General features: G+C 36.9%; 22 protein-coding genes. 12 read left to right on the forward strand and 10 right to left on the reverse strand.

The annotated features are described in order from the left end of the window. Positions 1-18 precede the first annotated feature (18 nt). The 4 genes from H5126_RS05045 (at position 19) to bfr (H5126_RS05060) (ending at position 4,517) form a co-directional block, all read left to right on the forward strand. The gene (locus tag H5126_RS05045; RefSeq protein WP_182720140.1) at positions 19-1,089 is read left to right on the forward strand and encodes a PepSY domain-containing protein; all 1,071 of its coding nucleotides are present in this window, start codon (positions 19-21) and stop codon (positions 1,087-1,089) included. A gap of 72 nt (positions 1,090-1,161) precedes the next feature. Further along, positions 1,162-3,297 carry a TonB-dependent receptor gene (locus H5126_RS05050; RefSeq protein ID WP_182720139.1) on the forward strand — a complete coding sequence of 712 codons (2,136 nt, stop codon included), beginning with the start codon at positions 1,162-1,164 and terminating at the stop codon, positions 3,295-3,297. Between the two features lie 272 nt (positions 3,298-3,569). Continuing rightward, positions 3,570-4,040 (forward strand): bacterioferritin, encoded by a 471-nt coding sequence (gene bfr / locus H5126_RS05055; protein WP_002958985.1) that lies wholly within the window; start codon positions 3,570-3,572, stop codon positions 4,038-4,040. Positions 4,041-4,052: 12 nt separating this feature from the next. Next, on the forward strand, positions 4,053-4,517 hold the full coding sequence (gene bfr / locus H5126_RS05060) for a bacterioferritin (protein ID WP_002958984.1): 465 nt from the start codon (positions 4,053-4,055) through the stop codon (positions 4,515-4,517). A gap of 65 nt (positions 4,518-4,582) precedes the next feature. On the opposite strand, the gene H5126_RS05065 is transcribed toward bfr (H5126_RS05060), so the two are convergent. Next, positions 4,583-4,777, reverse strand: coding sequence for a (2Fe-2S)-binding protein (locus H5126_RS05065; protein WP_002960627.1), 195 nt, complete (start codon positions 4,775-4,777; stop codon positions 4,583-4,585). Between the two features lie 342 nt (positions 4,778-5,119). Between H5126_RS05065 and H5126_RS05070 the strand changes: the two genes are divergently transcribed. Continuing rightward, positions 5,120-5,677 (forward strand): TMEM165/GDT1 family protein, encoded by a 558-nt coding sequence (locus tag H5126_RS05070; protein WP_182720138.1) that lies wholly within the window; start codon positions 5,120-5,122, stop codon positions 5,675-5,677. 61 nt (positions 5,678-5,738) lie between these two features. Here H5126_RS05070 and H5126_RS05075 read toward each other — a convergent pair whose 3' ends face one another. The 3 genes from H5126_RS05075 to H5126_RS05085 form a co-directional block, all read right to left on the reverse strand. Continuing rightward, positions 5,739-6,263, reverse strand: coding sequence for a DUF6436 domain-containing protein (locus tag H5126_RS05075; protein ID WP_182716305.1), 525 nt, complete (start codon positions 6,261-6,263; stop codon positions 5,739-5,741). After that, the gene (locus tag H5126_RS05080) at positions 6,247-7,713 is read right to left on the reverse strand and encodes a methyl-accepting chemotaxis protein (protein WP_165723367.1); all 1,467 of its coding nucleotides are present in this window, start codon (positions 7,711-7,713) and stop codon (positions 6,247-6,249) included. The genes H5126_RS05075 and H5126_RS05080 overlap by 17 nt, the downstream gene beginning before the upstream one ends. A gap of 147 nt (positions 7,714-7,860) precedes the next feature. Next, complete coding sequence (locus H5126_RS05085) at positions 7,861-8,412, reverse strand: isochorismatase family protein (RefSeq protein WP_182712365.1); 552 nt, start codon at positions 8,410-8,412, stop codon at positions 7,861-7,863. 166 nt (positions 8,413-8,578) lie between these two features. Here H5126_RS05085 and H5126_RS05090 point away from each other — a divergent pair, with 166 nt between their 5' ends. Beyond that, positions 8,579-13,078, forward strand: coding sequence for an EAL domain-containing protein (locus H5126_RS05090; protein ID WP_182720137.1), 4,500 nt, complete (start codon positions 8,579-8,581; stop codon positions 13,076-13,078). Between the two features lie 69 nt (positions 13,079-13,147). Here the strand turns inward: H5126_RS05090 and H5126_RS05095 are convergent, their stop codons facing one another. Continuing rightward, positions 13,148-14,041 (reverse strand): cation diffusion facilitator family transporter, encoded by an 894-nt coding sequence (locus H5126_RS05095; RefSeq protein ID WP_002960617.1) that lies wholly within the window; start codon positions 14,039-14,041, stop codon positions 13,148-13,150. A gap of 198 nt (positions 14,042-14,239) precedes the next feature. Here H5126_RS05095 and H5126_RS05100 point away from each other — a divergent pair, with 198 nt between their 5' ends. Next, the gene (locus H5126_RS05100; RefSeq protein WP_182720136.1) at positions 14,240-15,679 is read left to right on the forward strand and encodes a diguanylate cyclase domain-containing protein; all 1,440 of its coding nucleotides are present in this window, start codon (positions 14,240-14,242) and stop codon (positions 15,677-15,679) included. A gap of 238 nt (positions 15,680-15,917) precedes the next feature. Here H5126_RS05100 and H5126_RS05105 read toward each other — a convergent pair whose 3' ends face one another. Next, positions 15,918-16,790: an SMP-30/gluconolactonase/LRE family protein gene (locus H5126_RS05105; protein WP_182720135.1), complete on the reverse strand. Its 873-nt coding sequence runs from the start codon at positions 16,788-16,790 to the stop codon at positions 15,918-15,920. Positions 16,791-16,956: 166 nt separating this feature from the next. On the opposite strand from H5126_RS05105, the gene H5126_RS05110 reads away from it, so the two are divergent. After that, the gene (locus tag H5126_RS05110; protein ID WP_165723372.1) at positions 16,957-17,793 is read left to right on the forward strand and encodes a patatin family protein; all 837 of its coding nucleotides are present in this window, start codon (positions 16,957-16,959) and stop codon (positions 17,791-17,793) included. 9 nt (positions 17,794-17,802) lie between these two features. Here the strand turns inward: H5126_RS05110 and H5126_RS05115 are convergent, their stop codons facing one another. Genes H5126_RS05115 through H5126_RS05125 form a run of 3 tightly spaced genes read right to left on the reverse strand, consistent with a single transcriptional unit; the run spans position 17,803 to position 19,924 of the window. Beyond that, on the reverse strand, positions 17,803-18,048 hold the full coding sequence (locus H5126_RS05115) for a hypothetical protein (RefSeq protein WP_165723373.1): 246 nt from the start codon (positions 18,046-18,048) through the stop codon (positions 17,803-17,805). Further along, positions 18,045-19,640 carry a PepSY domain-containing protein gene (locus H5126_RS05120; RefSeq protein WP_182720134.1) on the reverse strand — a complete coding sequence of 532 codons (1,596 nt, stop codon included), beginning with the start codon at positions 19,638-19,640 and terminating at the stop codon, positions 18,045-18,047. The genes H5126_RS05115 and H5126_RS05120 overlap by 4 nt, the downstream gene beginning before the upstream one ends. Continuing rightward, positions 19,637-19,924, reverse strand: a complete 288-nt coding sequence (locus H5126_RS05125) for a hypothetical protein (protein WP_182711686.1) — start codon at positions 19,922-19,924, stop codon at positions 19,637-19,639. The genes H5126_RS05120 and H5126_RS05125 overlap by 4 nt, the downstream gene beginning before the upstream one ends. 236 nt (positions 19,925-20,160) lie before the next feature. On the opposite strand from H5126_RS05125, the gene H5126_RS05130 reads away from it, so the two are divergent. The 4 genes from H5126_RS05130 to H5126_RS05145 all read left to right on the forward strand — a co-directional run bounded on the left by H5126_RS05130 (position 20,161) and on the right by H5126_RS05145 (position 23,868). Further along, on the forward strand, positions 20,161-20,934 hold the full coding sequence (locus H5126_RS05130; protein WP_182692529.1) for an undecaprenyl-diphosphate phosphatase: 774 nt from the start codon (positions 20,161-20,163) through the stop codon (positions 20,932-20,934). Between the two features lie 205 nt (positions 20,935-21,139). Next, positions 21,140-21,361, forward strand: coding sequence for a hypothetical protein (locus H5126_RS05135; RefSeq protein WP_002960604.1), 222 nt, complete (start codon positions 21,140-21,142; stop codon positions 21,359-21,361). Positions 21,362-21,533: 172 nt separating this feature from the next. Beyond that, on the forward strand, positions 21,534-23,552 hold the full coding sequence (locus H5126_RS05140) for an ATP-binding protein (protein WP_182720133.1): 2,019 nt from the start codon (positions 21,534-21,536) through the stop codon (positions 23,550-23,552). A gap of 58 nt (positions 23,553-23,610) precedes the next feature. Continuing rightward, positions 23,611-23,868, forward strand: a complete 258-nt coding sequence (locus H5126_RS05145; protein WP_182720132.1) for a hypothetical protein — start codon at positions 23,611-23,613, stop codon at positions 23,866-23,868. A gap of 117 nt (positions 23,869-23,985) precedes the next feature. Here the strand turns inward: H5126_RS05145 and ahpF are convergent, their stop codons facing one another. Next, positions 23,986-25,560 carry an alkyl hydroperoxide reductase subunit F gene (ahpF, locus tag H5126_RS05150; RefSeq protein WP_182720131.1) on the reverse strand — a complete coding sequence of 525 codons (1,575 nt, stop codon included), beginning with the start codon at positions 25,558-25,560 and terminating at the stop codon, positions 23,986-23,988. Positions 25,561-25,688: the final 128 nt, after the last annotated feature.

Genomic DNA, 25,688 nt, shown 5'->3' on the forward strand with positions numbered 1-25,688 from the left:
CATAATGAGATACCGTTTTTGAAACTTTGGTTACGTAGAATTCATTTAGGCCTTGCCCTTATTAGCGGACTATTTTTATTAATAGTGAGCCTAACCGGTGCTGTTATGATTTATGCAAAAGACATACAGCACCTAATAGAGCCTGCAAAATGGCAAGTAACACCCCAAAAAAACTTAATGCATTACGATGAACTTATACAAAATGTACAAGCTCAAACTAAGCAAAAAATCACCTTTTTTATGCCCGAACAAACGCCAAACGCAGCATGGCAATTTCGGTTAGCCAATAAACACTACGCCAGTGTTAACCCCTACTCTGGGAGTGTACTAAACATCTATGAATCAACCGATACGATTTATGGGTTTGCTATGGGATTACATCGTTGGCTGTTGTTTGAAAACAGTAAAGGTGAAAAAACCTTTCGAAATTGGATGTCGGTGTGTGCATTGCTACTTTTAATAAATGTATTACTGGGCTTTTATTTATGGGTAAAGCCCAAAAACAGAGTTAAACGTTTAGCTATAAAACCAAAAGCCAAATTTAGAGTGCTCATGTATCAATTACATACAGTGCTTGGTGTTTACTTTTTTATACCGCTTATGCTTATTGCCTTTACTGGCATGGCATTTAACTGGAAAACACAAACTCAATCTGTATTAGAATTTGTGACGTTTAATAAAGTAGAACAAAGACCTAAAGCGCCAAAAATAATAGCCCCTTCTCAAGCTGCGTTAAACTACAATCAAGCAATTAAAAATGCAGAGAACGTATTTCCAGATGGTAAAGTATATAGAATTTACTTACCTAAAAAAGATGACGAAGCAATTGCACTGAGAATGCAAAACCCTGGCGAAAGCCACGCTTACAGCTGGGTTTGGATTAACCCATTTACTGGTAAAGTATTAAACTCATTTGACGCCAGTAAAACCAACTTCACAACACAAGCATGGAACTTTAAGTATAAGTTTCACATTGGTGATTTTGCAGGTCCTATTGTGCAGTTTTTATGGTTATTAATAGCCCTTTCACTCGCATTTTTTATTGTAAGCGGTGTATATTTTTGGTTAAAACGCCATAAATGGAAATAAATCTCATTAACACTTGCGTCATTAGTTGATAATAATTACCATTACGCAAATTGTTATCAACTAAGACACCCCATGTTAAAAACTTCGCTTTGCCTTATTGCTGTTGCAATAAGTACTAACACATTAGCAAATGAAAATAATAAAAATGAATACAATTCTGATCAATTTGAGCATGTCATTGTTTCAGGCAGCCGCATATCAGAAAGCATTGACGAAGTACCTGCATCTATTACCGTTATTAATCAGCAACAAATACAACAGCATTTAAAAGTAAGCTCAGAATTGGGAAGTTTACTCGCGCAAATGGTCCCTGGCCTTGCCCCAGATACAGGCAGTTCAAGTAATTCAGGACAAACACTACGCGGCCGCGCGCCATTAATAATGATTGATGGCGTACCGCAATCAACCCCTCTTCGTAATGGTTCTTTAGGCGTAAAAACACTTGATGCAAGTGCCATAGCTCGCATAGAAGTCATAAAAGGCGCAACGTCTATTTATGGTAATGGTGCCTCAGGTGGCATTATTAACTACATAACCAAACAGGCTCGCAGTGATGGTAAACCTGAAGGTGAAATAAGTATTTCAAGCCGCTTTAGCGCTGTTAAGTTAGCAGAAAGTGGCGGCGGTAGAGTATCAGCCGCAGTAAACGGTAAGCTCGACCAACTAAGCTACCTGTTAACGGCAAGCTATGAAGAAAACGGTGTACAACGCGATGCACAGGGCGATATTTTAGGCTTACAATACGGTTTATCAGACTCTGAGACTCAAAACTATTTTACCAAACTAACTTATGATTTTGACGACGAAAAGCAACTGCAGTTTAGCTATAACTATTTCAGCTCACAGCAAAAAACTGACTTAGGTGATATTACTGGCGATGGCAATATAGGGGAAAAAACTTACGCTATTCACGTACCCTTAGAGCTTCAAAAACAAGGTAAGCCGCAAGGCCCAGAAGGCAACAAAAATATAACCCTAAAATATGTTGATTACGCGTTGTTTGAAAACACACAAATGACCCTCGATCTGTATAAACAAGATATAGAAAACGTATTCTTTTTCTCCACCAACCTAGCTAACCTCGATGAAGGCTATACCGGTGGCCAATCCGTTATTAAATCAGACAAGCAAGGTGCAAGGGCTACATTTAATAGTCAGTTTGATTTTGAAAACGTAACAGCCACCTTAATCTACGGTATTGATGCCTTAAACGATAAAACATCGCAACCTTTAGTAGATGGCCGTGTATGGGTGCCCGAAATGGACATGGAAAGTGTGGCTGGCTTTTTACAAACCAAATGGGTAATAAAGGACGATATTATTGTAAAAGCAGGTGTAAGAAACGAAAGTATTGATTTGAGCGTAAGTGATTACCAAACATTAAAACTGTGTAGAACCCCTTCGCAATGCTCAGTCCCATTAAATGTGCGTGGTGATACCATAAACTATGACGCTACAACGTATAATGCAGGCATAAAATACAATTTAACAGATGCATTCAGCCCATTTTTTAGTTATTCACAGGGATCTGATATTTCTGATATTGGCCGCTTACTTCGCGCTGCAACCGTTGACGATATTGCACTTATTCAAACACAAGCATCTATAATTGACAACTACGAAGTTGGTTTTACTTCACAGTTTGAAAACGTTCGTTTTGAATTTGCACTGTACAGAAGTACTTCAGAGCTTGGCACCAGTAATGAATTTAACGAAGTAACGGGTGTTTACGAACCCGTACGCGCACCGCAAGAAATATGGGGTTACGAAGGTTTAGTTAATTATACTATTAATCAAGATCTTAAATTAAGTGCTACATATAGCTACGTAGAAGGTAAAAACACCGAAGCGGATGAATATTTAGGGGCAAAACAAATCAGCCCGCCGAAAGCCACTGCTAATTTAACATGGCAAACCAACGAAAATTTATCACTTGCAATGAGTTTTTTATATGTAGGCGACAGAAAGCGTTTTGATAAAAATGCACAGGGCCAATACTCTGGCGATCAAGGCCCTGTTAGTAGCTACAACACATTTAACTTAAGTGGCCAATACAATGTTAACGCCAGCTGGAGTGGCTATTTTGGTATCGAAAACCTGTTCAATAGCGATTACTACCCTGCCCGCGCACAATCTTACACTTACGGCGGCTATAACATCAAAGGATTAGGCACAACGGCTACCCTAGGTGCTAAATACCAGTTTTAATTAGTAATAGACTCAATAAATAGGCATCAGCATGCCTATTTATTTAAAAAGATAATATGAAAAGCAGTATCTCTACTTATTGTTTATAAATACCTCTAGTAATCATTCTCAGATACTAATACAAATAAAAAACTGTCCATAAACCAAGCAGTAACGCAAACTTAAATAAGAATCAAAACCAATAGTAACGCAATGATTTTTATAGAGAAAACTTGCAATATAGGCTATATGTACTACACTGCATACAATTGAAATAGTTGAGGCGATTTATCATGAAAGGTAATCAAAAAGTAATCGATGCGTTTAATACATTGTTAGCTAACGAATTAGCAGCAATCGATCAGTATTTTATACACTCGCGCATGTATGACGACTGGGGTTTAAACAAACTATACGAGCGCCTTAACCACGAAATGGAAGAAGAAAAAGATCACGCAGACTGGCTTATTAAGCGCATCTTGTTTTTAGAAGGTGTACCAAATATGACTAAGCGCCGTGATTTACTTATCGGTAACGATGTAAAAAGCATGATGCAAAACGATTTAACACTAGAGCTTGAAGTAGTTGCGTGTGTTAAAGACGTAATCGCAATATGTGAAGAACAACAAGATTATCAATCTCGTAGCATTTTAGAAAAGCTGTTATTTGATACCGAAGAAGATCATGTTTACTGGTTAGAGCAACAACTTGGTCTAATTGATAAAATTGGTTCTGAAAATTATCATCAAGCACAAATGGCTTAGTAGGAGCATATTATGAAAGGCGATAAAGACGTTATTGCAGCGCTTAATAAAGTACTCGCTAATGAGCTTGTTGGTATTAACCAATACTTTTTACATGCACGTATGTTTAAAGATTTTGGCTTTACACAGCTTGATAAAGCAGACTACAAAGTATCAATTCAAAAAATGAAAAACGCTGATCGTTTAATTGAACGTATTTTGTTTTTAGAAGGCTTACCAAATCTTCAAGACCTAGGCCGATTACGTATTGGTGAAAACAGCGAAGAAATGATTGCTGCTAACATGAGTTTTGAACTTGATACTATTGATGAGTTACGTAGCGCTGTAAAACTAGCTGAAAGCAAAAAAGATTACATTACCCGCGAAGCCCTTGATCACATTTTAAATGAACAAGAAGAGCAAATTGATTGGTTAGAAACCCAACAATTACTTATTAAAAATACGGGTATCAAAAACTACTTACAGTCTCAACTGTAAATAGTAACAAGCATAAAAAAAGCAGCTAAAAAGCTGCTTTTTTTATATCTAAATTTTATATGTAATTAAGCAACTTGATCCGTTACATCCGCAATTTGAATAAGTCTGCGATTAAGGATCTTTTTAGTACAACCACAACACTTACCGCATTGGCTGCCTACTTTAAGCTCTTTGGTTAATTCACGCATGGTCGTTGCACCATCGTCAATTGTTTGCTCAATTTTTTTATCAGTCACACCGTGACAAAGACAAATATACATCAATACAAACCGTGTTAATTACATTCAATAGGTGCATACTAATCTAAACGACAATTGTTATCAATAGCTTCCTCACTAATAAATATAAATTATTTATTAGAATATGGTATTTGTTCTCTTAACTATATTTACCTAAAAGTAAAGTTATGGAATAATGGCCGCCTCTTAGGGGAGTAGCCCGCTCAGTAATGAGTAAACTTATCAACATAATTGCACCTCATGTGCATGGTAAGTTTGTAATGTTGTAGCAAGCGTTATCGGCGAGACCTAGGTAGACACTATCCTCATGGCGGGAGATAGTTGTTTGCCTTGGTTTAGTATTCCCGCCTGTAAGAATCAATAATGGAAGTTTTTTTAACCTCAACCGTCACTGTTACACTTGCCGAAATTGGCGATAAAACCCAGCTTTTATCACTCCTGTTAGCTGCCCGTTTTCGTAATAAAGGCGCACTTATTTTTGGTATTTTAACCGCAACTTTACTCAATCATGGCCTATCAGCGTGGTTTGGGCAGTGGTTAAGTAATAGTTTTTCTTCTGAATATTTACCTTGGCTTGTAAACATCAGCTTTATTATTGTTGGCCTTTGGCTATTAGTTCCAGACAAAGACGAAGATGTAAGTAATAAATACGATAGCTACGGGGCTTTTTTAGTCGCTTTTGTATTATTTTTTATTGCAGAAATTGGTGATAAAACACAAATAGCGACAGTGTTGCTAGGCGCACAATATCAGTCTGTGTTTTGGGTAACGGTAGGAACCACGTTAGGTATGCTAATTGCTAACGTGCCTGTTATATATGCAGGTAATGCATTACTAAAAAGAATATCTCTAAACACCGTACGCGCGATTGCTGCTTGTGTGTTTGTGTTATTAGGTATTTATGGGTTAGTGACAATTTAATCAATATTAAAGCTCGTAACTGTTGATTTAAGTGCGAGCTTTAGTTTTTTCTGCACATTATTTACGCATTATTTACACAATAACACCCCTTGGTTTGCGTAATTAAAAGGTTTGAGTTAAAGCCTGCAGCTAAATTAGTGACCGCAGTTTCAACAAAGCCACTTCCCTGGGCACACGCTAACCCTTCAGAGAGAGGACCGGCATAAACAAACTCACCGTTTTTATTAATAATAACGGCGGCAGGCGTTGCCGGAATAACGTGTTTAAGCTTTGGTGTTAATTCAACTTGTACAACCTTCATAGCTTTATTGGCAGCAAAAGAGCTTAACGATGAAATATGCGACTTAGCTTGTATGGTGCACCCGCAATTTTTTTCAGTTATAAGCACTAACGACGCTTCATTAGTGTCAACCCAGTCCAATTGCTTTTTAAAGTTATTAAACCAGTGCTTTTGCAATAAAACTTTTGAGCTATCAAACGGCTTAAGTTGCTCTAACTGAAAATAAACTAACCCTGCAACAACACAAACAAGCCATATAGCTATAAGCGAAAATACAAAAGAGTTAGATTTATTTAAACTTGGCAATACTTTGCTCTAATACATCAATACTTACATCGATTAACTGCACCTTAGCGGTTAACTGCTGCACTATTTGCGTATCTTGGTACTGATTTTGGCGCATAGTATCTGTACTGCTTGCTATTAACTCGGTATTACCTGCCTGCTCCGCTACCACTTGTGCAACTGAGTCAGAGCTTGAAGATACTGCGGCTATTTGCTCGCTCATTGCTGAAATATTTTCTTTCATTGCAGCACTAATACTTGTTAAATCAACTACAAAACTCACACACTGACTCATTGATTGCGTTGACGTTTTACTATTATTAACAAGATCTTTTAATGTAAGACTAATTTTATCTGTTGTTGCTTTACTGTGGTTAGCCAAAGATCTTACCTCATCAGCAACAACAGCAAAACCTCGACCGTGTTCGCCTGCGCGGGCAGCTTCAATAGCTGCATTTAAAGCAAGTAGGTTTGTTTGCTCGGCAATGCCTGATATTTCATTAAGAAGCCCTGAAATAACATCGCCCGCTGCCACTAAGTGATTTATTTTTTCTTCGGTATGATTAAGCAGTGTTAACAACTCTCTACTTTTAGCGTCTGTTTGAAGCACTTCTTTTAATGCATCACCTGCAGATTGTGTAATATGGTCAACTTGGCGCTTAAGCACCTCACTTTCTTCTTCTACAAGTTTAAAGCCATTGGCAACTTGAGCGCCAGAATTAGCAATATCATCGGTTTGTTGTGTGCGTTGAACCGCACCACTCGCTAACTGATCGTGTACATCAATAAGCTCTTGTGAGTTTTTTTGCAATGATTCTGATTGTGTTTGTACCTGTTTAATAACATCAGATAAGTAATCTAGTAATGTGTTAAATCCTGCTACAGCTTCGCTTTTAGTGTCATCCGCGCGAAGAGAGAGTTTAATGTTTTCAGGATCTTTCATTATTTGTTCTGTCGCATAACTTAAAGATAAGCCCGCACGACGTTCCCGTTGCAGCGTTTTTGCAATATAGCCTGCAACTAATACTTCAACTATTGCGTATCCAGCATGAATTAGCACCGTAGTAAAAGCGAGTCTATCAGGGTCAAATACGTAAAAACCCGTATTTTGAGTTTGTAAATAATAAAAAGATAAATGATGTACCGCTACAAAAATAATAGCGGTAATAAACACTCGCCACTGTACAAAAACAATTAACATGGGCATTAAAATAAATATTTCAAAATGGACTTCAATCAGCCCAAAAGTTTGTTGTATGTGCAAAAAAGAAAACATCATTATGGCGGCAGCTACCACATGGGGGATAATAGGGCTATCACCTTGTGTTTTTAAAAGCCATATAGGTAATAAACACAATGGCAAACCTATCATAAAAGCCTGCGCTAATGTGTCGAAATACAAGCCTATAGCGATAGACTCGACAAACAAAAGACTGAAAATAATTGTAAATAACCGGCCAATACTAGACATAAAAACCTTAAAATTGTTGTTTGCATTGTTGTTTTATAAAGCAGTCTGCAATATACGTGTAAAACGAGTTTCAGTTCACTGAACACAATAATAAACTACCGACACATCAAAAAGTAATACATTTGATTTATATTATATATATGTGGTCTACTTAATTATAGGCAGTATTTTCTTAAACGTAGGCGTAGCAGCTTTTTTTGTCCATTGAAAAATTACTATTTCAGCGCATGAAATTACAGCTCCAGCTTGACGTAGCTGCTCAATCGCCAAATTTTTATGTTGTGGGTTTCTCGAACCAACTCCGTCGTAAACAATAATAACTTCAAAGTCATTTTCTATTAAATCTAAGCATGTTTGTAAAACACACACATGTGCTTCAGTTCCCACAACAACAACTTGCTTTTTACCATGGCTTTTTAACGTATCAACAAAACCAGGCTCTGCACACGCACTAAAGTACGTTTTATGAAAATACGTGGCATTAGGTAACGTATTTTTAATTTGCTGATTAGTCTCGCCCAAACCTTTCACATATTGCTCCGTTACTAAACATGGAACGCCATGAATAATACCCGCTTGAGCTAACTGCAATGTGCTTTTTAAAATATTCGGAAAATCTTTAATTGCAGGAGCAAGCAACTCTTGTAAGTCTATAACTAATAACACGCTGTTTTTTGCATCAACATTAGAGAAAACCAATATACTCTCCTTCTAAGCATTTACTATTATCTGTATAGAGTAGCTCACTATTTAAAAATAGAACTTTTAGCGTTATGTATATTGTTTGTAATTAAAAAATAAAAACTTATGCTATATTTACTATCTAGCTAAGCATCATCCTACCTTCCACTGAGAGTGTTTATAAGTGCGTTTGAGCAAAATTTTTTTTCATATCACCATTACTTTTTTACTATGCATCCAAAGCACTTATGCATCACAAAACTATGCTCAGCAGTTACAACGAATTTCTACTGACGAAGGCCTATCACAAAGTTACGTTTTGCAGACTCAAGAGGATGATATTGGTTATATTTGGATAGCAACCCAACAGGGTTTAAACCGTTTTGATGGTTATAATGTAAAAACTTTTAGTGGCGGCTTTGGCCTGGATAAACACTATATTTATGCATTATTTAAAGCCGAAGACGGAAAAATCATTGTCTCAACAGATCTTTCTGGTGCCTATATAATAGATCCCCTCACTTTAAAAACCGAAAAAATCTATTCTGGTCAAATAGATAAAGAACAAAAAATGTTCTCTCCGATCTCTGCAATGACTCAGCAACAAAACACTTTTTATTTCGCCATAGATGCTCAAATATATACATTTGATGAGACGAGTAAACACTTTACATTTAAGCTAACCCTGCCAAATAAAGGTGACTACATTCGGTCATTAACAATATATAAAAACACTTTATATATTGGTACAAATGATGGTTTATACACTGCAAATATAGATAATTCAGAACTTGTAAAAATACCTCTTCATCCCCCTGAAAAAAATACGATAGATAATGTAAACGTCAAATTCTTAAGTGTTGATAATGAATTAGGATTACTTGTTGGTACTGTTGAAGGCATGTATCAATTAGCATTTGATAATAAAAAAAATATATCTGCAGCAAATATTACAACTTTAATCCCTGATTATAATATATGGGATTATGCCAATACTGTTTACGGGGAGTTTGTAGCAACCGAAAGTGGATTGTTCAGTTATCACCGCGAAACCAAAGAACTAGAATTCGTATTAAATTATGAAAAAAGTAAGTTTAATATTAATGAAAACTCAATAAACGATTTAATGGTTGATAAGTCCGGCGTACTTTGGCTCGCATCTAGAACCCAGGGCGTGTTTACATGGCCAATTAAAACCCGACGGTTTAAACACATTACTTTACCCGGTAACAATACTATTCATGCCACCTACCAAGACAAAAATAATATTATTTGGTTAGGAACAGAAGATGGAATTGCACGGTACGACAAAGCAACAAATAAAAGTGATGTATATCTGAGCTCAACCGACTCAAAAGCAATATACGGGGCAACTGCCGTTTATGATATTTTTGCGTCTTCAATTGGTGATAATCAATTCCTTTGGCTTGTTACTTTCGATGGTTTTAAACTGTTTGATAAACAAACGGGTAAAATTATTGAAAATAAAGACACAGAAAAAAATGTAATTAACCAATCCAACTTATTTGGCTTTGCCCAGTTATCTGCAGACACATATGCATTTATGTCGGATGATAATTTTTATGTTTTTAATGAAACAACAGGAAAAACAAGAATTATTAAGGAGCTCAAAGAGCAAGTCGATCCTTTATTTTCTTACGCTTTTTATAAACACCTCGACACACATCCTGAAGAGTTTGTACTTGGCACATCAAAAAGCTTCCTTAGGTACAACGAAAAAACGAAAACTTTAACGACTATATTTCAGTCTTTTAATCCTAAAGAAGATATTTTTTACACTGTAGAAAACTTTTACTTAGACTCAAAACGAAACATTTTATGGTTAGCAACCACTCACGAAGGTTTGCTCGGCGTTGACCCCGTTACTTATGAAAGAAAGCACTATATAGGATTAAAAAATTCGTTTAATACTGATTCTATCTATTCACTACTTCCTGATGAAAACGGCTTTTTATGGGCTAGTACCGACAATGGTCTGTATCAAATAGACCTAGATACACTCAATGTAGTGAGTTTTTCAGTAAAAGACGGTTTGAATATAAACCAATTTACACCAATAGCGGCAGCAACACTAAGCGATGGCAGGCTTATGTTCGGCAGTAATGCTGGAGCCTTACTTTTTAATCCGTTAGACTTTAATGAAAAAGAACAACTACAAAAAAGTAATCTAGCCATTACTGATATTAGCCTCCTTACTAGGGAACTCAATTACAATCCTCATAAATACCTTAGCAAACCACTTGAATTAAATTATGAAGACATGGGATTGACGGTTAGCTTTTCTAACTTCTCTTACCCTAATATTGATAAAGCATATTATAAAGTAATCCTTTTAGGGCCTACGTCTCTAACATATGAAGATTTACAATCTAATCAAGTGTTTTTCACAAAGCTTCAACCTGGTAATTACTCACTAAAAATATCAGCACATAATCGTGATGGTATTATTACAAGCGAGCCTACAACACTTAATATCAACGTGGCGTATGCTCCTTGGAGATCGCCCATTGCTATAGCCGCCTACATTATTTTAATTCTTGGGGTGTTATTTTTTATTTTTTGGCAGTATCGCAGCCGCCGAGTAGCAATTGAACAAGCCCATAGAGCGACTATTCATTCGCAAAAGCAAACAGAACTCGCGCTTAAAAATAATAAAAGCGGCGTATGGGATTATAACTTTAAAGACGCTTCCGTAAATACGCTCAGAGGAAGTGAATTGGGCTATACAGACTTACCAGAACGCGTGCATATAGATCAATTTTTAGCGTTGATACACCCTGACGATCGACGTCGTTTTGAAAACCAATGGGAAAACTACTTCAAGTACAAAAAACAACAAAACTGGCAAGCAACTTACCGTTTACAGCATAAAAATGGCCATTGGCTCTGGTATCAAGATACAGGGCAAGTTATATACGATCCTCAAACAAATGAGCCTCTATATGTTTCTGGCATATATACCAATATCACCGAGCAACGAGCTAATGAGCAACAAGCAAAAATTTTAGGTGAAGCGTTTAGCCAAATAAACGATTGGTTACTTATACTCGATAAGCGTTTAATGCCATTTTCTGCGAACAATAGTTTTATTGAAACATTTTCAAACGAGCAAACGGCCACCAAAATTAGCCCTAAATTGTTTATTAAAGCAATTGGTAAAGATAAGTGCAGAGAGTTTGCTAGTATTTTAAAAAAATTAAAACCAACTGAAAACTGGCAAAGTGATGTTTATATAAAAACAGCAAGAAATAATGAACACCCAATACATATAAGTGCCACAGCTGTAACAAAAGACACTGCAAGTTACTATGTGATTGTTATTACAGATTTAACTGAACAAAAACGTGCTGAAAACGAACTGCGCTATTTGGCTAATTTTGACCCTCTAACGCACCTACCTAATCGTAGTTTAATGTATCAAAACATTGAAAAGGCGATTAAATATGCCGATAAAAACAATACCCAATGCGCATTATTATTTATTGATTTAGATAAGTTCAAACCTGTTAATGACTCTTTTGGCCATGCAGTGGGTGACAAGTTGTTATGTAATATTACCCAAAGAGTAAGCGGTATGCTTAGCGAAAACGCTATACTTGGCCGCCAAAGTGGTGATGAATTTTTAGTGCTGATTCAAAATATAAAATCACTCCAATCTCTTCGCGATAACGTAAGAAAAATTAGTAATGAATTAGCTAATAAAGTAATTATTGAAGACTTCTCTATTAATATCTCAGCAAGTATTGGCGTAGCTCTATACCCATTCGATGCTGTAACCACAGATATACTCATCCGTAATGCCGATGTTGCAATGATGCACGCTAAGCAAGGCGGGAGAAACGACTTTAAGTTTTTTAGCGATGAAATGAATGAGCTAATAAAACAAAAGTTACTGCTTGAAAATGATTTAAAAGATGCAGTAAAAGACAACCGATTTTTTAATCACTACCAGCCTATTATCGACATAGAAGAAAAAACAATAAATGGCGTGGAGTTACTCATGCGCTGGAAAAATGAAGGCCAGTTAATATCTCCAGCTCTTTTTATTCCTGTAGCTGAGGAAACCGGTTTAATAGAACTTCTTACTGAGCAAGCCTTGCACCGTTCACTAATTGAACTTGCGCCTATACTCAGCGAAAACCCGTTGTTTTATATATCTTTAAACTTATCGCCTAAACACATTTTAAAAACAAACATAACACAGCGGTTAATGGCTATATTAGCGGACTCTCAAGTTCATCCAAGACAATTAAGGCTCGAAATAACAGAGAGTATTTTATTAGAAGATAAGCTTAAAGCAGCCAAACAGCTGCAAAACCTAAAAGCTGCTGGGTTTAAATTACTGCTTGACGATTTTGGTACAGGATACTCATCACTCACCTACTTAAGCCAATTTCCTATTAATGTTATTAAGATAGATCAAAGCTTTGTAAATAGTATTGGTATAGATAAGGGAGATGAATCAATTATTAAAACTATTTTTTCATTGGCAGAAAACTTAGATCTATACTGCATTGCAGAAGGAGTAGAAACGCGCGAACAGATGCTCTTTTTAGCCGAGGTTGGCTGCCATGTATTACAGGGTTATTACTTTGCAAAACCAATGAATGCTAAAGACTTACGTAAAAGCGATTGTTTTAGCAATATCATTGATTTGATTTGATTTGATTTGATTTGAAACATTAAAAGCGTGCTAATCATTATTACACGCTTTTATATTAATTAGATGCTATTAATGGATATGATGGCATTCATGGCTTTCAATTTGTAATACACTATTACGTACATTAAATTTTTCGGCTAATAATTGCTCTACTTTCATACGACACGCTTCATCATGTTTTTCAATCGTACAATGTTGTTTAAGGACAACGTGTGCGCCTACTACAATACCATTATATTTGCGCGTTACAGTGACATTATGGACATTATGAACATGTTCCATATCTGTAATTTTACTTTCAATATCAGTAACTTTAGGAAGTTTCGCTTTATTTAGGCGTAAACCTTTTATACAACTAATTATGACCTTAATACCGGTGAATAATACGAAAGAAGCAATTAACATACTCGATAAAATATCGATTACAACCCAGCCTGTAAAATATATAAGAATACCGGCAACAAATGTCGATACGGTAGAAATCAGATCAAAGAATGAATGTAAAAATACCGCGTACACATTAATACTCGCTTTGCGGCCTTTATATAAAACCCATGCAGCAGCCCCATGAAATAAAAAACCAATAGCAGCAATAACCGACATTAAATAACTATTGATAGCCAGCTCATTTCCTTCATGTTGGTGTATATAGCGCTCACCACCTTCATACAAAATAATTAAACTGATTGCTAGGTATAAAAACCCGTTCACTAGGCCACCAAAAAGCTCTGCTCGTTGATGGCCATCGTTATAGGTTTTGGCAAAATGAATAGCGAGACTTGATGCTATCAGTGCGATGAATAACGAGCTATTGTGAACAAACAAATGCCCCGCATCAGCAAGAACAGCAAGCGAATTAGAATAATAAGCACCTATAACCTGAATTACCATAAACGAACACGTAATTGCTAGCGCAATGAGTAACCGACGACGAGAAGCTTGGTGTGTAGTGATTTCTGTCATGAAATGCTTGAATAACCTATACTTAAAGTGCAAATAAGCCAAAGATGGCTTAGAGTAGAAATGGGTAATGATATACAGTATCAATTATAATACGTACTGCCCGCAAACGCACTAAAAACTTAGTAAATCAAAAAAAAATGTGCTAATAGTTAGTAAAGAAAAAGAATTTAATTATGGCTTGGACACATGGAGAGTTGAGTGAGTAATAACCTATCAGAAGAAGCATGGCAAAACTTGGAGTTATTGCCGTTTTGCGTATTACTTTATGATGCCAATGAAGATATATTTAAAGTTAACAGCCAGGCACAGGACTTGTTTGACTTAAAAGACCAATCACATTTTTATAAAACTGATTTTTCACACATCACTTTAACCAATCATCACAGTAAAAAAAATCTGTTGATCGAGGAGCTATTCTTTGATTATTTTACGGCAAATAACCAATGCCAGTTTATTTTATCGAAACAATCATCCAAATTGCTACTCAACGTAAAATTTGCAAATTTACCTAATTCAAACTCCATTATTATTATCGATATATTAAATAACAACGTGAATGAACAATATGATTTTGATAATATTATATCGAACATCTCAACTGACTTAATTGATATTCAAAATGACGATGTTGATAAGCATATTAACTATGCATTAAAAGCAGTCGGTACGGTTTGCAATGCCGATAGGAGTTATCTTTTTAAGTTTGCCGAAGATGGTAAAACTATTAATAACACTCACGAATGGGTCAATGATGGTATCAAAGCTTTTAAAGACGACTTACAAAACCTTTTAAAAAGCGACCTCCCTTATTTTTTTAGTTCGATGGCCCGTACCCATTTATTCAGAGTGAATGATGTATCTTTGCTCCCCATTCAAGCAATGAGCGAAAAAACGATTTTCCAGCGACAAGAAATAAAATCGGTACTTTGCATTGGTTTACGCTATGACAAAGAACTGGTTGGCTTTATTGGCTGTGATTGTGTAATTCAAAAGCAAGACTGGACAGATTTAGACCTTATTCGCCTAAGGTTAGTAGGTGAAATGCTTGCTAATGCTTTCAAAAATTTAAATTATAAGCAAGAGCTTCAACAAACTCAGCAGCAACTCATTAACGCCAACCAAAAACTCAATAAACAAGTCAATACTGATGGCCTTACAAACATTGCTAATAGACGCTGTTTTGATCAGACTTTAAAATGCGAAATTAAGCGCTGTGCACGTAATAAGGAACCCATTAGTTTAATTATGTGTGATATTGATTTTTTTAAGCGTTATAACGATAACTATGGGCATCAGCTTGGCGATGAAGTGCTAAAGCGAGTGGCCAAAGCGCTACACAATATTTGTAAACGCGAAGGTGATCTAGCAGCTCGTTTCGGGGGTGAAGAATTTGCGATAGTTTTACCTGCAGTCGACACAGAACACTGTCAAAGGTTTGCTGTTCTTATTCAGGAAAAAATCGCAGAACTCGCAATTGAACATAACTTTTCAACTGTCAGTAAATACCTCACTTTAAGCATTGGGTTTTATAGTTTCATACCCAATCACAAAACAAAACCCAAAGAGGTTATAACTAACGCCGACATAGCCCTTTATAACGCAAAAGAAACAGGTAGAAATAAAATAGCTAGTTTTTAAAAACCGACTAAGGTGGCGCACTGCAGTGAGTTTTAGTGGTTTAAAGTTTGCTGTAGTGATAATCCATACACCTGAAATTATAAACAATACAACTACTCAGTTATTTACGCGTAGTAAGCTAAGTAAGGCGTTGAAAGTGAGCAACCAATTATCGCCAGTACTGAGGTTTTAGTAACTAAAAAAGAAGTGGTGTTATGTGGGTTACGCCTAAAAGCTAATCATCACTGAAAATTACAAGTTACAGTAAAACGGGCGGCTCAAACTGCCCGTTTTTTATACCGGAGATCTGAAATACAGCGCCTTGTTCACCAACAGTATTATTAATCGCTTCATCAAATGCCGATGTTACAAGTAGCAACTCAGCATTTTCACCACCGAAGGCGGTGCACGTCGGTTTTAATGCACAAAGCTCTATTGTTTTAATTAGCTCACCGCTTGGGGATAAACACATAACACATCCCATTCCCCAAACAGCTAGCCACAAATTGCCTAATTTATCGGTTACGCAGCCATCGGGGTCAACATCAGTATTATTAAATTGATAAAAAACACGTGGCTCAGCGCAAGGCTCACCAGTTTTCTCATCCAAATCTAATACATAAATGCAACTAGTTAAAGAGTCGCAGTAATAACTGCGTAAACGGGACTTATCAAAACACAATCCATTTGGGATACTCAAACCACTTACAACGGCTTTAAGCTGGTTTTTATAATAACGGTATATTTTACCATCCCCTTTTTTAGCATTTACATCCATTGTACTTAACCAAAAGCCACCCCATGGATCAGCACGGCCGTCGTTTGAACGTCGATTTAGCTGTGTATTTTCAATACTAAGGATAAGATGGCGAGTGCTTGAATTAATATGGTATTTGTATATACCAGTACTTGTACCTAGCAATAAGTGCTGCTCATCAATCCACGCTATTGCACTGAGCGTATCGGGCATATTCACGGTTTTTAGTTGGCTTTCGCTGTGTATATTTTTGCTTAAAAGTAATTTTTTATTTATATCGACCCAAAAAAAAGTGTTCAGCATAGGATGCCAAAGAGGACTTTCTGCAAGCTGACACTGTGTGCTTTCAAAAATGGTTACGCTAGGATCAAACATAAGTAGTTATTCTTTATTATTAACAAAGCCTTGTAATACTAAACCTTACCAGAAAGCAGTGAGTTTCGCGATGTGTACCCGGCTTTAATTTTTATCATCTTCAGTAATCTCTATCGCATTTTTTAGACTGAGTTGATAACATCAAATTTCATAAAAAGGATTGGCCATGAACAACAATAATAAAAACACACTCGTCGTTGAAGGCGGTGCAATGCGCGGTATATTTGCCGCTGGTGTGCTTGATGAGTTTTTAAAACAGCAATACCAGCCATTTGAACGCTATTTTGGTGTTTCAGCCGGAGCAACTAATATAGCCGCATTTTTATGCAAACAACCAATGCGAAATTATAAAGTGATTACCGACTATTCATGCCGTCCTGAATTTATTAATTTAGCGCGCTTTATTAAAGGTGGTCATTTATTTGATTTAGATTGGTTATGGCAAGAAACAATTCGCGAAATACGCCTTCATACAGAGGTATTCGAACAAACTCCACAAGAGTTTTATATTGTATCTACGGCAATCGAATCAGGCAAAGCACACTATTTAAAAGCCACCAGCGCCGATATGGTGCATCAATTAAAAGCATCATGCGCTATACCCATTGCATATCGTGACTACCCTATTATTAATGACATAGCGATGACCGATGGCGGTGTTGCTGATTCAATTCCGGTTATAAAAGCTTACGAAATGGGTGCACGCGAAATCACCGTTATTTTGTCTCAATGTTTAGGCTATCGTAAAAAACCAAGTAAGGCACCTTGGCTTACTAAAAAAATGTATAAAAACTATCCTGCATTAGTTCAAGCGACCTTAGATAGGGCTGATTTTTATAATAAGTCTATCGATTTTATTATGAATCCACCAAATGACTGCAAAATCAATATTATTGCTCCACCAGCTAATTTTAAAGTTGGCCGAACCACTAAAAAGTTTGAAATACTTAATAGTGGTTACAATATGGGAGTTGATGCTGCTAAGGCCTTTTTAGCTAAATAACTGCATTTTTTACCCTAATAATTGCGGCGCTTTACCCGCAATAACTGCAGTTAGTAACCCTGCTAACATAGCTCCTACAACGGTGCATATTGCACCGCCTAAAATACCATAAACACTCATAAAGCATATCAGCGCTAAACTAAATAGCAGTGTACATAAAAAAGCTTTAGTGGGTATTGTGAGTGTGTTTTTGCGTATATTAAGCATCATTAATAATAGACTTACCATGGCAATTATAATTAGTAGTTCGTTCATGCGGGTTGTACCTCTGCTTGTAATTTTTGTGTGTTTTTTATTTTTAAGGCACCAAAAATACACGCGATACCCACCACCATAAAACTTATATCTACTATCGCGACAAGCGAGCTATTAAGGTTAATAACATTGCTCACGCCAAATATAATATTGAGCGGCAGCACCAAAGCAAGCGAAGCGCCGCATAGCAAAAGAGTCAGCTTAAAATAGTTTTTATAACCTATAGGCAATACACTTAAGAGTAACCATGCCAACCACGTATAAAAAAACACGGGTCCAAAAAAGCTATTTTGCGCCACACCAATAACGGTATAATTAAGTACAACTTGCAAAGGAAATAACACAAAGCTTGCTAATACCAAGCCTCCACAACTACCAATAATAAAACGATTCCAGCGTGCATATGCCTGCACACTCAGCGACGGGCTACTGCCACGTGTACGCTTTGCTAGCCACATCATCATGCCCGAAATAGGTAAAAGCGCAGTACTTAAGCCAAGCAATACCCAAAGTAATTTTACAAACACCCCTGCAAAGTTCCCAAAGTGCAGCGGAAACATCAACTCAATTACTTTTATCGAAACACCTGAAATATCACCAAAACTACTCATCGACTGTACAAACTCACCATTGCCTTGATAATGTAGTAACTGAGAAGCAACAGCCTCGCCACCTAACAAACGCAAATATACCTGCGCATTCGCATCGTTATGCGCCATTATTGTGACATCTCTAATTATTGCTTCAGGGTAACGACTATGAGCATGCTCTAAAATAGTGTCTATTTTTGTAGGTTGCTTAATGTGGCTAACTACAGGCTCAGGAATGGCGGTAAACGTTTCTATTAACTTATCTTGATCGCCACCAAAGCTCACAAACGCAGCTGCTGGTAGTAAAATAATAGTCGCGAGTCCTAAAAATGATCCTGTAAAACCAATCACAATATTAAATACGCTGCCCCAAATACCTATAACCTTATGAGCATCGCTTATTGCAATATCTAACCCTTTATCTCGCCTAAACGTAAAGAGCTCTTTTATCAATTTGCGATGAATAAACAAGCCTGTCACTGCACTTACTAAAAGCGTTAAACCTAAAAACCCAGTGAGTATTAACCCAATTGGTCGCCCTAAATGCAAATCTGCATGAAATTCACCTATATAAGTTGGCGCATCGGTTTTTTTATTGGCGTAAAACTCTTTACTAGGCCCATAGTAAGTATTTTCCAGCACCAGTGTATTGGGATGAAATTGAAATACTCTAGCCACCTCTTGGTCGTAATTTTCATCGCCATGGTGAGATTCAAATACCAACGTTAATAAATGAAAGTTATGCCCACTTGGTAAAAACACATGAATGTTTTCGCCAAATTCACTAGGTACTTGTTTATGATATTCGTTTACTAGTCTATTAATTTGCGCGCTGGCAACGTGTTGGCTAGATTGTAGTTCTGGATTAGCCCATATTTTTAACTCAGGTCGCGACAGAACTGCTAACGCCCCACTAAATGCAACAATAAATAGCAGTACCGCAGTAATAATTCCTACCCAGCTATGTAATAAAAATAGCTTTTTTAAAATAATCGACTTCATCCCTGCCCCTGCGTTAACGCCCAAAAACTCAATAAACCATGTAATACACACAGTGCAATCATTACAACAAACGGTTGCCATACCTTTTGCGCCAAATACGAATAAATAAACAACGCAGTCCAAATAACAGGAAAGAGTAAAATAGGCAGTAATATTTGTTCATTCATTTGAAACGGTAAATAAGTTGTCATACCCGGAATCATTATTACCGCAGTAATTAGCGCTAGCACACATGCAATTAGGTGCCTTCGCCGTGTAGCTGTAAACGTTTTTTTATTATTCATTATTCGCTCATTAAATTTGCCCAAACATATACAAAACATCACATGCAAATGATAACAATTGTTATTATATTGTGCATTTAACACTTAATGCAATTTATTAAACACATTAAGTCTAAAAATACTGTTGGTTTGCTTTAAGAGCTTTTATGCTACGCCTCGCAATTTAGGTACGCAGTAATGCGTCATTTCAGTTAAGCCGAGTTCGGGCTTTTTAATTTTTCAGGAAGCAGTAAACCGTGGATATAATTAACGCGATTATTTTAGGTATTATTGAAGGTATAACAGAATTTTTACCCATATCATCAACTGGGCACTTAATTGTAGCGTCAAAGTGGTTAGGCATTGAATCAACAGACACTAACCTCGCCTTCGAAGTCATTATCCAACTTGCCGCCATTTTGGCGGTACTAGCCAACTATAAAGACAAGTTTAGCCCTAAATATTTCAATTTATGGGTGAAAGTTGCCATTGCATTTATTCCTTTGGGTATTATTGGTTTTATATTTAGTGATGTAATAAAAACACTGTTTAGCGTACCAGTAGTAGGTGTTATGTTTATTGTAGGCGGTGTGATCTTTTTACTATTAGAGCGCAGTTATAAAGAGGCTCACTGCACAACTACCGATGTAACCCAAGTTACTTATAAACAAGCACTTTGGATTGGCGTAGCACAAGTATTTGCGTTAATTCCGGGGACTAGTCGTGCTGGGAGCTCTATTGTTGGTGCCATGTTGTGTGGTTTAAACCGAAAAACCAGCGCTGAATTTTCATTTTTACTTGGTTTACCTGTACTTGCAGCAGCCTCAGGGTACGACTTACTTAAACATTACCAACTGTTTAGCTTAGATGACCTAACTGCCCTTGCTGTAGGTTTTTTAACGTCTTTTATAGTTGCTTATTTTACTATTAAACTATTCATACGCTTTCTAGAAAATTTCACTTTTGTTAGTTTTGGTCTTTACCGAATCGTATTTGGTGTTATTTTACTAACTAACCTAAATTCTGGTTAAGAGATTTAAAAACACTGTAAATAATAACGATATTTAAGTCTGTCTCTCTCTAGCTAGAAATTTTTGGTGAAAACAAGGCAAATTTACGCGTCAATAGCTGGTCTATTGCAAGGAAATTCAACGCAGTTAGCACTAAAAAAGCTGCTTGAGATAGATTTATTATTCAGAACTCAGGTTAGCTATAGCCTACACATAAGAGAACATTATGAGCGAAAAAATAAACGAAGAAGCACTCCACGCCCTAAAAATAGCTTTTACTTACATGCCTAAAGCGATTGAAGTGACAAAGTATGAATATGGCGAGCGCTACCAAAGCGTACTTGATCACATTGAAGCTGTACGTGAAACACTGCTTATTAACGATGTTGACCCAGAGGAAGTAGACGGCGATATCAACCCTGAGTACACACCAAACTCAACCTACTAATATACACAATAAGCTGCGAGCAACTTACTCGCAGTTTGTGTTTAAATCAGTTGTGCTTAATTAGAGAAAGTTTATATAAAGTAATAATTAACTAAATATATTTAATTTTTTTGTTAAACTAGTGCTTTATCAAGCTATAGACTCAGTTCTAAAACCAACAGGATATTTACTATTGAATTTTCTTAGGCAATTTCACGACATAGTATCTAACCAAAGCTTAGACTTTGATGAAAAAACCCATCAGCTACTAGCATTTGGACTTAAAGTGTTTAACCTTGATTTAGCTATTATTAGTAAGGTCGAGAAAAACTGCTATACCGTGCTACATGCCATTACGCCAGATAATGCATTAGAAATAGGTACTCAATTTGATTTAGATGGCACCTATTGTGTACACACTCTTACTGCGGGTTCTGCACTTGCATTTCATAACGTCTCACAAAGCGCAATTGCTGACCATCCTTGCTATGCAAACTTTAAACTTGAGTCATATATTGGGGCACCTATTAAAATAGGTACCGATATATTTGGAACTGTAAATTTTTCTTCTGCCAATCAATCTCCAGTATTTACAGATGCCGCCTACGACTATATTGAGCTATTTGCGCAGTGGTTAGGGGCAGAACTAGCTCGCAGCATCACTAAAGAAAAATTAATAAAAAACAGCAATAGCTTATTAAAACTAGAAAGCATAGCAAATATAGGCACGTGGGAAGTTGACCTTGCTAATAATAAAATTTATTGGAGTCAGCAAACTAAACAAATCCATCAAGTTGATGAAAACTATCAGCCTGAAATTGAATCTGCAGTTAACTTTTATAAAGAAGGTACAAGCAGAGACGAAATAAGTAAAGCAGTTGAGCTTGCTATACAACACGGCGAAAAGTGGCATCTAGAGCTTGAAATTATTACAGCCAAAAATCAGACCATTTGGGTATCTACATTTGGTGAAGCCGAATTTGACGGTGATACCTGTGTACGTTTGTTTGGTACCTTTCAAAATATTACCGAAGCAGTGGCTTTAAGAGAAGAGCTTAAAAATAAACAAGAACAAGCCGAGCGATTACTCGAAGATAGAAGCATGCTTTTTGCAAAAATAAGCCACGAACTTAGAACACCGCTAAATGGCATTACGGGCATGCTTACTACGTTAATAGATGAACATAACGAACAAAAGAGAACCGAAAAAATAAAAGTCGCGCTGCGTAGCGCAGATATACTCTTGAGCATAATAAACGAAGTACTCGATTTTTCTAAAATTAACCACGGTGAGTTAAAACTAGAACCCACGGATGTTTTATTAAATACAACATTTACTGATCTCATTTCTTTGTACACCCCGTTATTTAAAAACAGCAATGTAGAACTAGAAGTAAAAAATGAAATTTCTGATAGCTGCTGGGCATATTGCGATAACACACGCCTAAGTCAAATTACCTCCAACTTATTAAGTAATGCGTTAAAATTTACTGAGCGTGGTTGTGTAAAACTGCACACGTCTGTGATTAATAACAATAATAAATTAACGCTAAACATTAAAGTCGCCGATACGGGAAGAGGCATGACTAGCCAATTTCTTGAATCTTTATTCTCCCCTTTTACTCAAGAAGTAGATGCTAAAAACAGTAAAGGAGGCACAGGACTTGGCCTCGCAATAGTTAAAGAACTTGTTGAGTACATGGGTGGAACAATCAAGGTCAGTAGTAAAGTTAATCAGGGAACTACTTTTTCGCTAAGTATCCCTATAGAGCTAGGTAAAGAGCAAAAAGTAGAGCTAAATCCGCTATCAAAAATAAACATTAACGCTTCTAAGCTTTCTGTTTTAGTGGTGGATGACAACGACATAAACAGGCTAGTTCTTGATGCGTCGCTTAATAAACTCAATATAAAGCCAGACTTTGCAGTAGATGGGCAAGATGCCATATTTAAATGCGAGCAAAAGCATTACGACCTTATTTTTATGGATTGTATTATGCCTATACTCGATGGTTTTGAGGCTACAAAACAACTGCGAACAAAAAGTATCTGTCCGCACGATTCAACCTATATTGTTGCCCTTACAGCCAATACTTCATCGCAAGATAAATTAGCGTGCAAACAAGCTGGTATGGATATGTTTATTTCAAAACCGTTTAAAATGCATTCTTTAGAAGTCGCTATTGCGTCAGCGGCGCAATTACTAAAGCTTTAAAAATATTAGCTTTGCACACTTAACCGCGTGCTAAATATAGTTAGATAAGGCATTAACAATGAAAAACATAATTAGAACTATATTACTAACTGTCCTTATTGTTGCAGTATTTAAAGGCGTTTCCACTGGGCAATGGAGCTCATCAATAACAATAGTTATCGTATCAGGCGTATTGCTGTTAGTAACATTTAGCAGTGCTAAGTCATCACGTGGATCATCTGCTTATACTGGCAGTGACTCAACAGCTTCCTCTAGCAGTAACTCATCACATTCTTATACAAATTGCGGCGGCGATTCTGGTGGTGGGTGCGATTAAATCGTGTGCTAATTCTTAAGCATTAAAAAAGCCGCCTTTGGAGAAGGGCGGCTTGGGTTAACAAACAGCTATGGGTGTAGCCTTGCTGTTATATCAAGAGAGTTTTTACTAATTACATTAAGCAGCGCTTTGATCAGCTTCTTCAGAGTGACGAATTAAATAATCAAATGCGCCTAAGCTTGCTGTTGCACCGCTGCCCATTGCAATAATAATTTGTTTAAACGGAGTATTGGTTGCATCCCCCGCGCCATAAATGCCTGGTAATGAAGTTGCGCCTTTAGCATCAATTAGTATTTCACCAAATTTGCTTAATTCAAGGTCGCTGTCTTTTAACCACTCGGTATTTGGTATTAAGCCTATTTGTACAAATATACCGGCAAGTTCAAGCTCTTTGCTCTCCCCCGACACTCTATCTGTGTACATTAAGCCAGTTACTTTTTTACCATCACCAAGTACTTCGGTTGTTTGTGCACTTTTTATAATAGTAATATTAGCCATGCTTTTAGCTTTACGAATAAGCACTTCATCGGCTCGTAGTGTGTCTGCAAATTCAAGTACCGTAACGCTTTGCACAATATTAGCTAAATCGATTGCCGCTTCTATACCTGAATTACCACCACCAATTACAGCAACAGATTTGCCTTTAAATAAAGGGCCGTCGCAATGTGGGCAATATGCCACACCGTGGCCACGATACTCTTGCTCACCTGGTACGTTCATTTCGCGCCAGCGTGCACCAGTTGCAAGTACGAGCGACTTAGCTTTAAGTACTGCGCCATTTTCTAGTGTAATTTCGTAACCATTGTTATAACCAAGTGCCGCTGCACGCTGATTATGCATTACATCTACATCGTATTCTTTAACGTGCTCTTCAAGCTGGGCAACCAATTTAGGCCCTTCAGTCGCTTTAATCGAAATAAAGTTCTCTATTGCTAGTGTATCGGCAACTTGTCCACCAAATCTATCAGCAACAATGCCTGTATTTAACCCTTTTCGTGCTGAGTAAATTGCAGCCGACGCGCCCGCTGGGCCGCCACCAACTACCAGTACATCAAACTCGTCTTTTTCGCTTAGCGCTGCTGCTTGTTTAGCAGCCCCTTTGCTATCTACTTTATTAAGTATGTCAGTAAGGCTTAGTGCACCTTGGCTAAATGGTTCGCCATTTAAATATACAGCCGGAACAGCTAAAATATTTCGTTCTTCTACTTCATCTTGAAATAATGCACCGTCAATCATGGTGGCTTTAATATTACTGTTTGTCGCTGCCATAGTGTTAAGTGCTTGCACTACTTGCGGGCACGTTTGGCAACTTAAACTTATGTATACTTCAAAGTTCAGCTCTTGAGTAAGCGATTGTATTTGCTCAATGTCTTCGCTTTTAGCTTTACTTGCGTGTCCGCCAGTATGCAAAAGTGCTAACACTAAACTTGTGAATTCATGACCCATAGGTACGCCTGCAAACGTAACATGAGTTTTTTTAATAGGCGAATGTACAACCATTGACGGGCGACGTGCGCTTGTATCAGGATTGCTTATTACAGTAAATTTATCGCTTAGTGAGGCTAAATCGTTTGCTAAGCTTTCTACTTCTGCTGATTTTTTGCTGTCATCCAAGGCAATAAGCAGCTCAACAGGTTGAGTAAGCGATTCGAAATGGCTTTTTAATTGATTTTTTATGTTGTTATCTAACATGGCTTAACCCTTTTAGGAAAATTTAAACAGCAAGCCTCCCATGCCAAATAATGCATGTGCTTAAACAAGTATATTGATATAGGAGGCACCAACAAACGAATGTTCGTTGATTTAAGGGCAGTTACCTG

The sequence above is a fragment of the Pseudoalteromonas sp. SG45-3 genome (assembly GCF_014164075.1).
Classification (GTDB): Bacteria; Pseudomonadota; Gammaproteobacteria; order Enterobacterales; family Alteromonadaceae; genus Pseudoalteromonas; species Pseudoalteromonas distincta.

Excerpts from the sequence above, each read along its gene's own strand:
- bfr (WP_002958985.1), top strand. The coding sequence starts at position 3,570 with ATGAAAGGTAATCAAAAAGTAATCGATGCGTTTAATACATTGTTAGCT.
- H5126_RS05080 (WP_165723367.1), bottom strand. The coding sequence starts at position 7,713 with ATGTCTAGTATTGGCCGGTTATTTACAATTATTTTCAGTCTTTTGTTT.
- ahpF (WP_182720131.1), bottom strand. The coding sequence starts at position 25,560 with ATGTTAGATAACAACATAAAAAATCAATTAAAAAGCCATTTCGAATCG.
- H5126_RS05115 (WP_165723373.1), bottom strand. The coding sequence starts at position 18,048 with ATGAACGAACTACTAATTATAATTGCCATGGTAAGTCTATTATTAATG.
- H5126_RS05070 (WP_182720138.1), top strand. The coding sequence starts at position 5,120 with ATGGAAGTTTTTTTAACCTCAACCGTCACTGTTACACTTGCCGAAATT.
- H5126_RS05095 (WP_002960617.1), bottom strand. The coding sequence starts at position 14,041 with ATGACAGAAATCACTACACACCAAGCTTCTCGTCGTCGGTTACTCATT.
- H5126_RS05145 (WP_182720132.1), top strand. The coding sequence starts at position 23,611 with ATGAAAAACATAATTAGAACTATATTACTAACTGTCCTTATTGTTGCA.
- H5126_RS05120 (WP_182720134.1), bottom strand. The coding sequence starts at position 19,640 with ATGAAGTCGATTATTTTAAAAAAGCTATTTTTATTACATAGCTGGGTA.
- H5126_RS05050 (WP_182720139.1), top strand. The coding sequence starts at position 1,162 with ATGTTAAAAACTTCGCTTTGCCTTATTGCTGTTGCAATAAGTACTAAC.
- bfr (WP_002958984.1), top strand. The coding sequence starts at position 4,053 with ATGAAAGGCGATAAAGACGTTATTGCAGCGCTTAATAAAGTACTCGCT.
- H5126_RS05105 (WP_182720135.1), bottom strand. The coding sequence starts at position 16,790 with ATGTTTGATCCTAGCGTAACCATTTTTGAAAGCACACAGTGTCAGCTT.
- H5126_RS05065 (WP_002960627.1), bottom strand. The coding sequence starts at position 4,777 with ATGTATATTTGTCTTTGTCACGGTGTGACTGATAAAAAAATTGAGCAA.
- H5126_RS05110 (WP_165723372.1), top strand. The coding sequence starts at position 16,957 with ATGAACAACAATAATAAAAACACACTCGTCGTTGAAGGCGGTGCAATG.
- H5126_RS05125 (WP_182711686.1), bottom strand. The coding sequence starts at position 19,924 with ATGAATAATAAAAAAACGTTTACAGCTACACGGCGAAGGCACCTAATT.
- H5126_RS05135 (WP_002960604.1), top strand. The coding sequence starts at position 21,140 with ATGAGCGAAAAAATAAACGAAGAAGCACTCCACGCCCTAAAAATAGCT.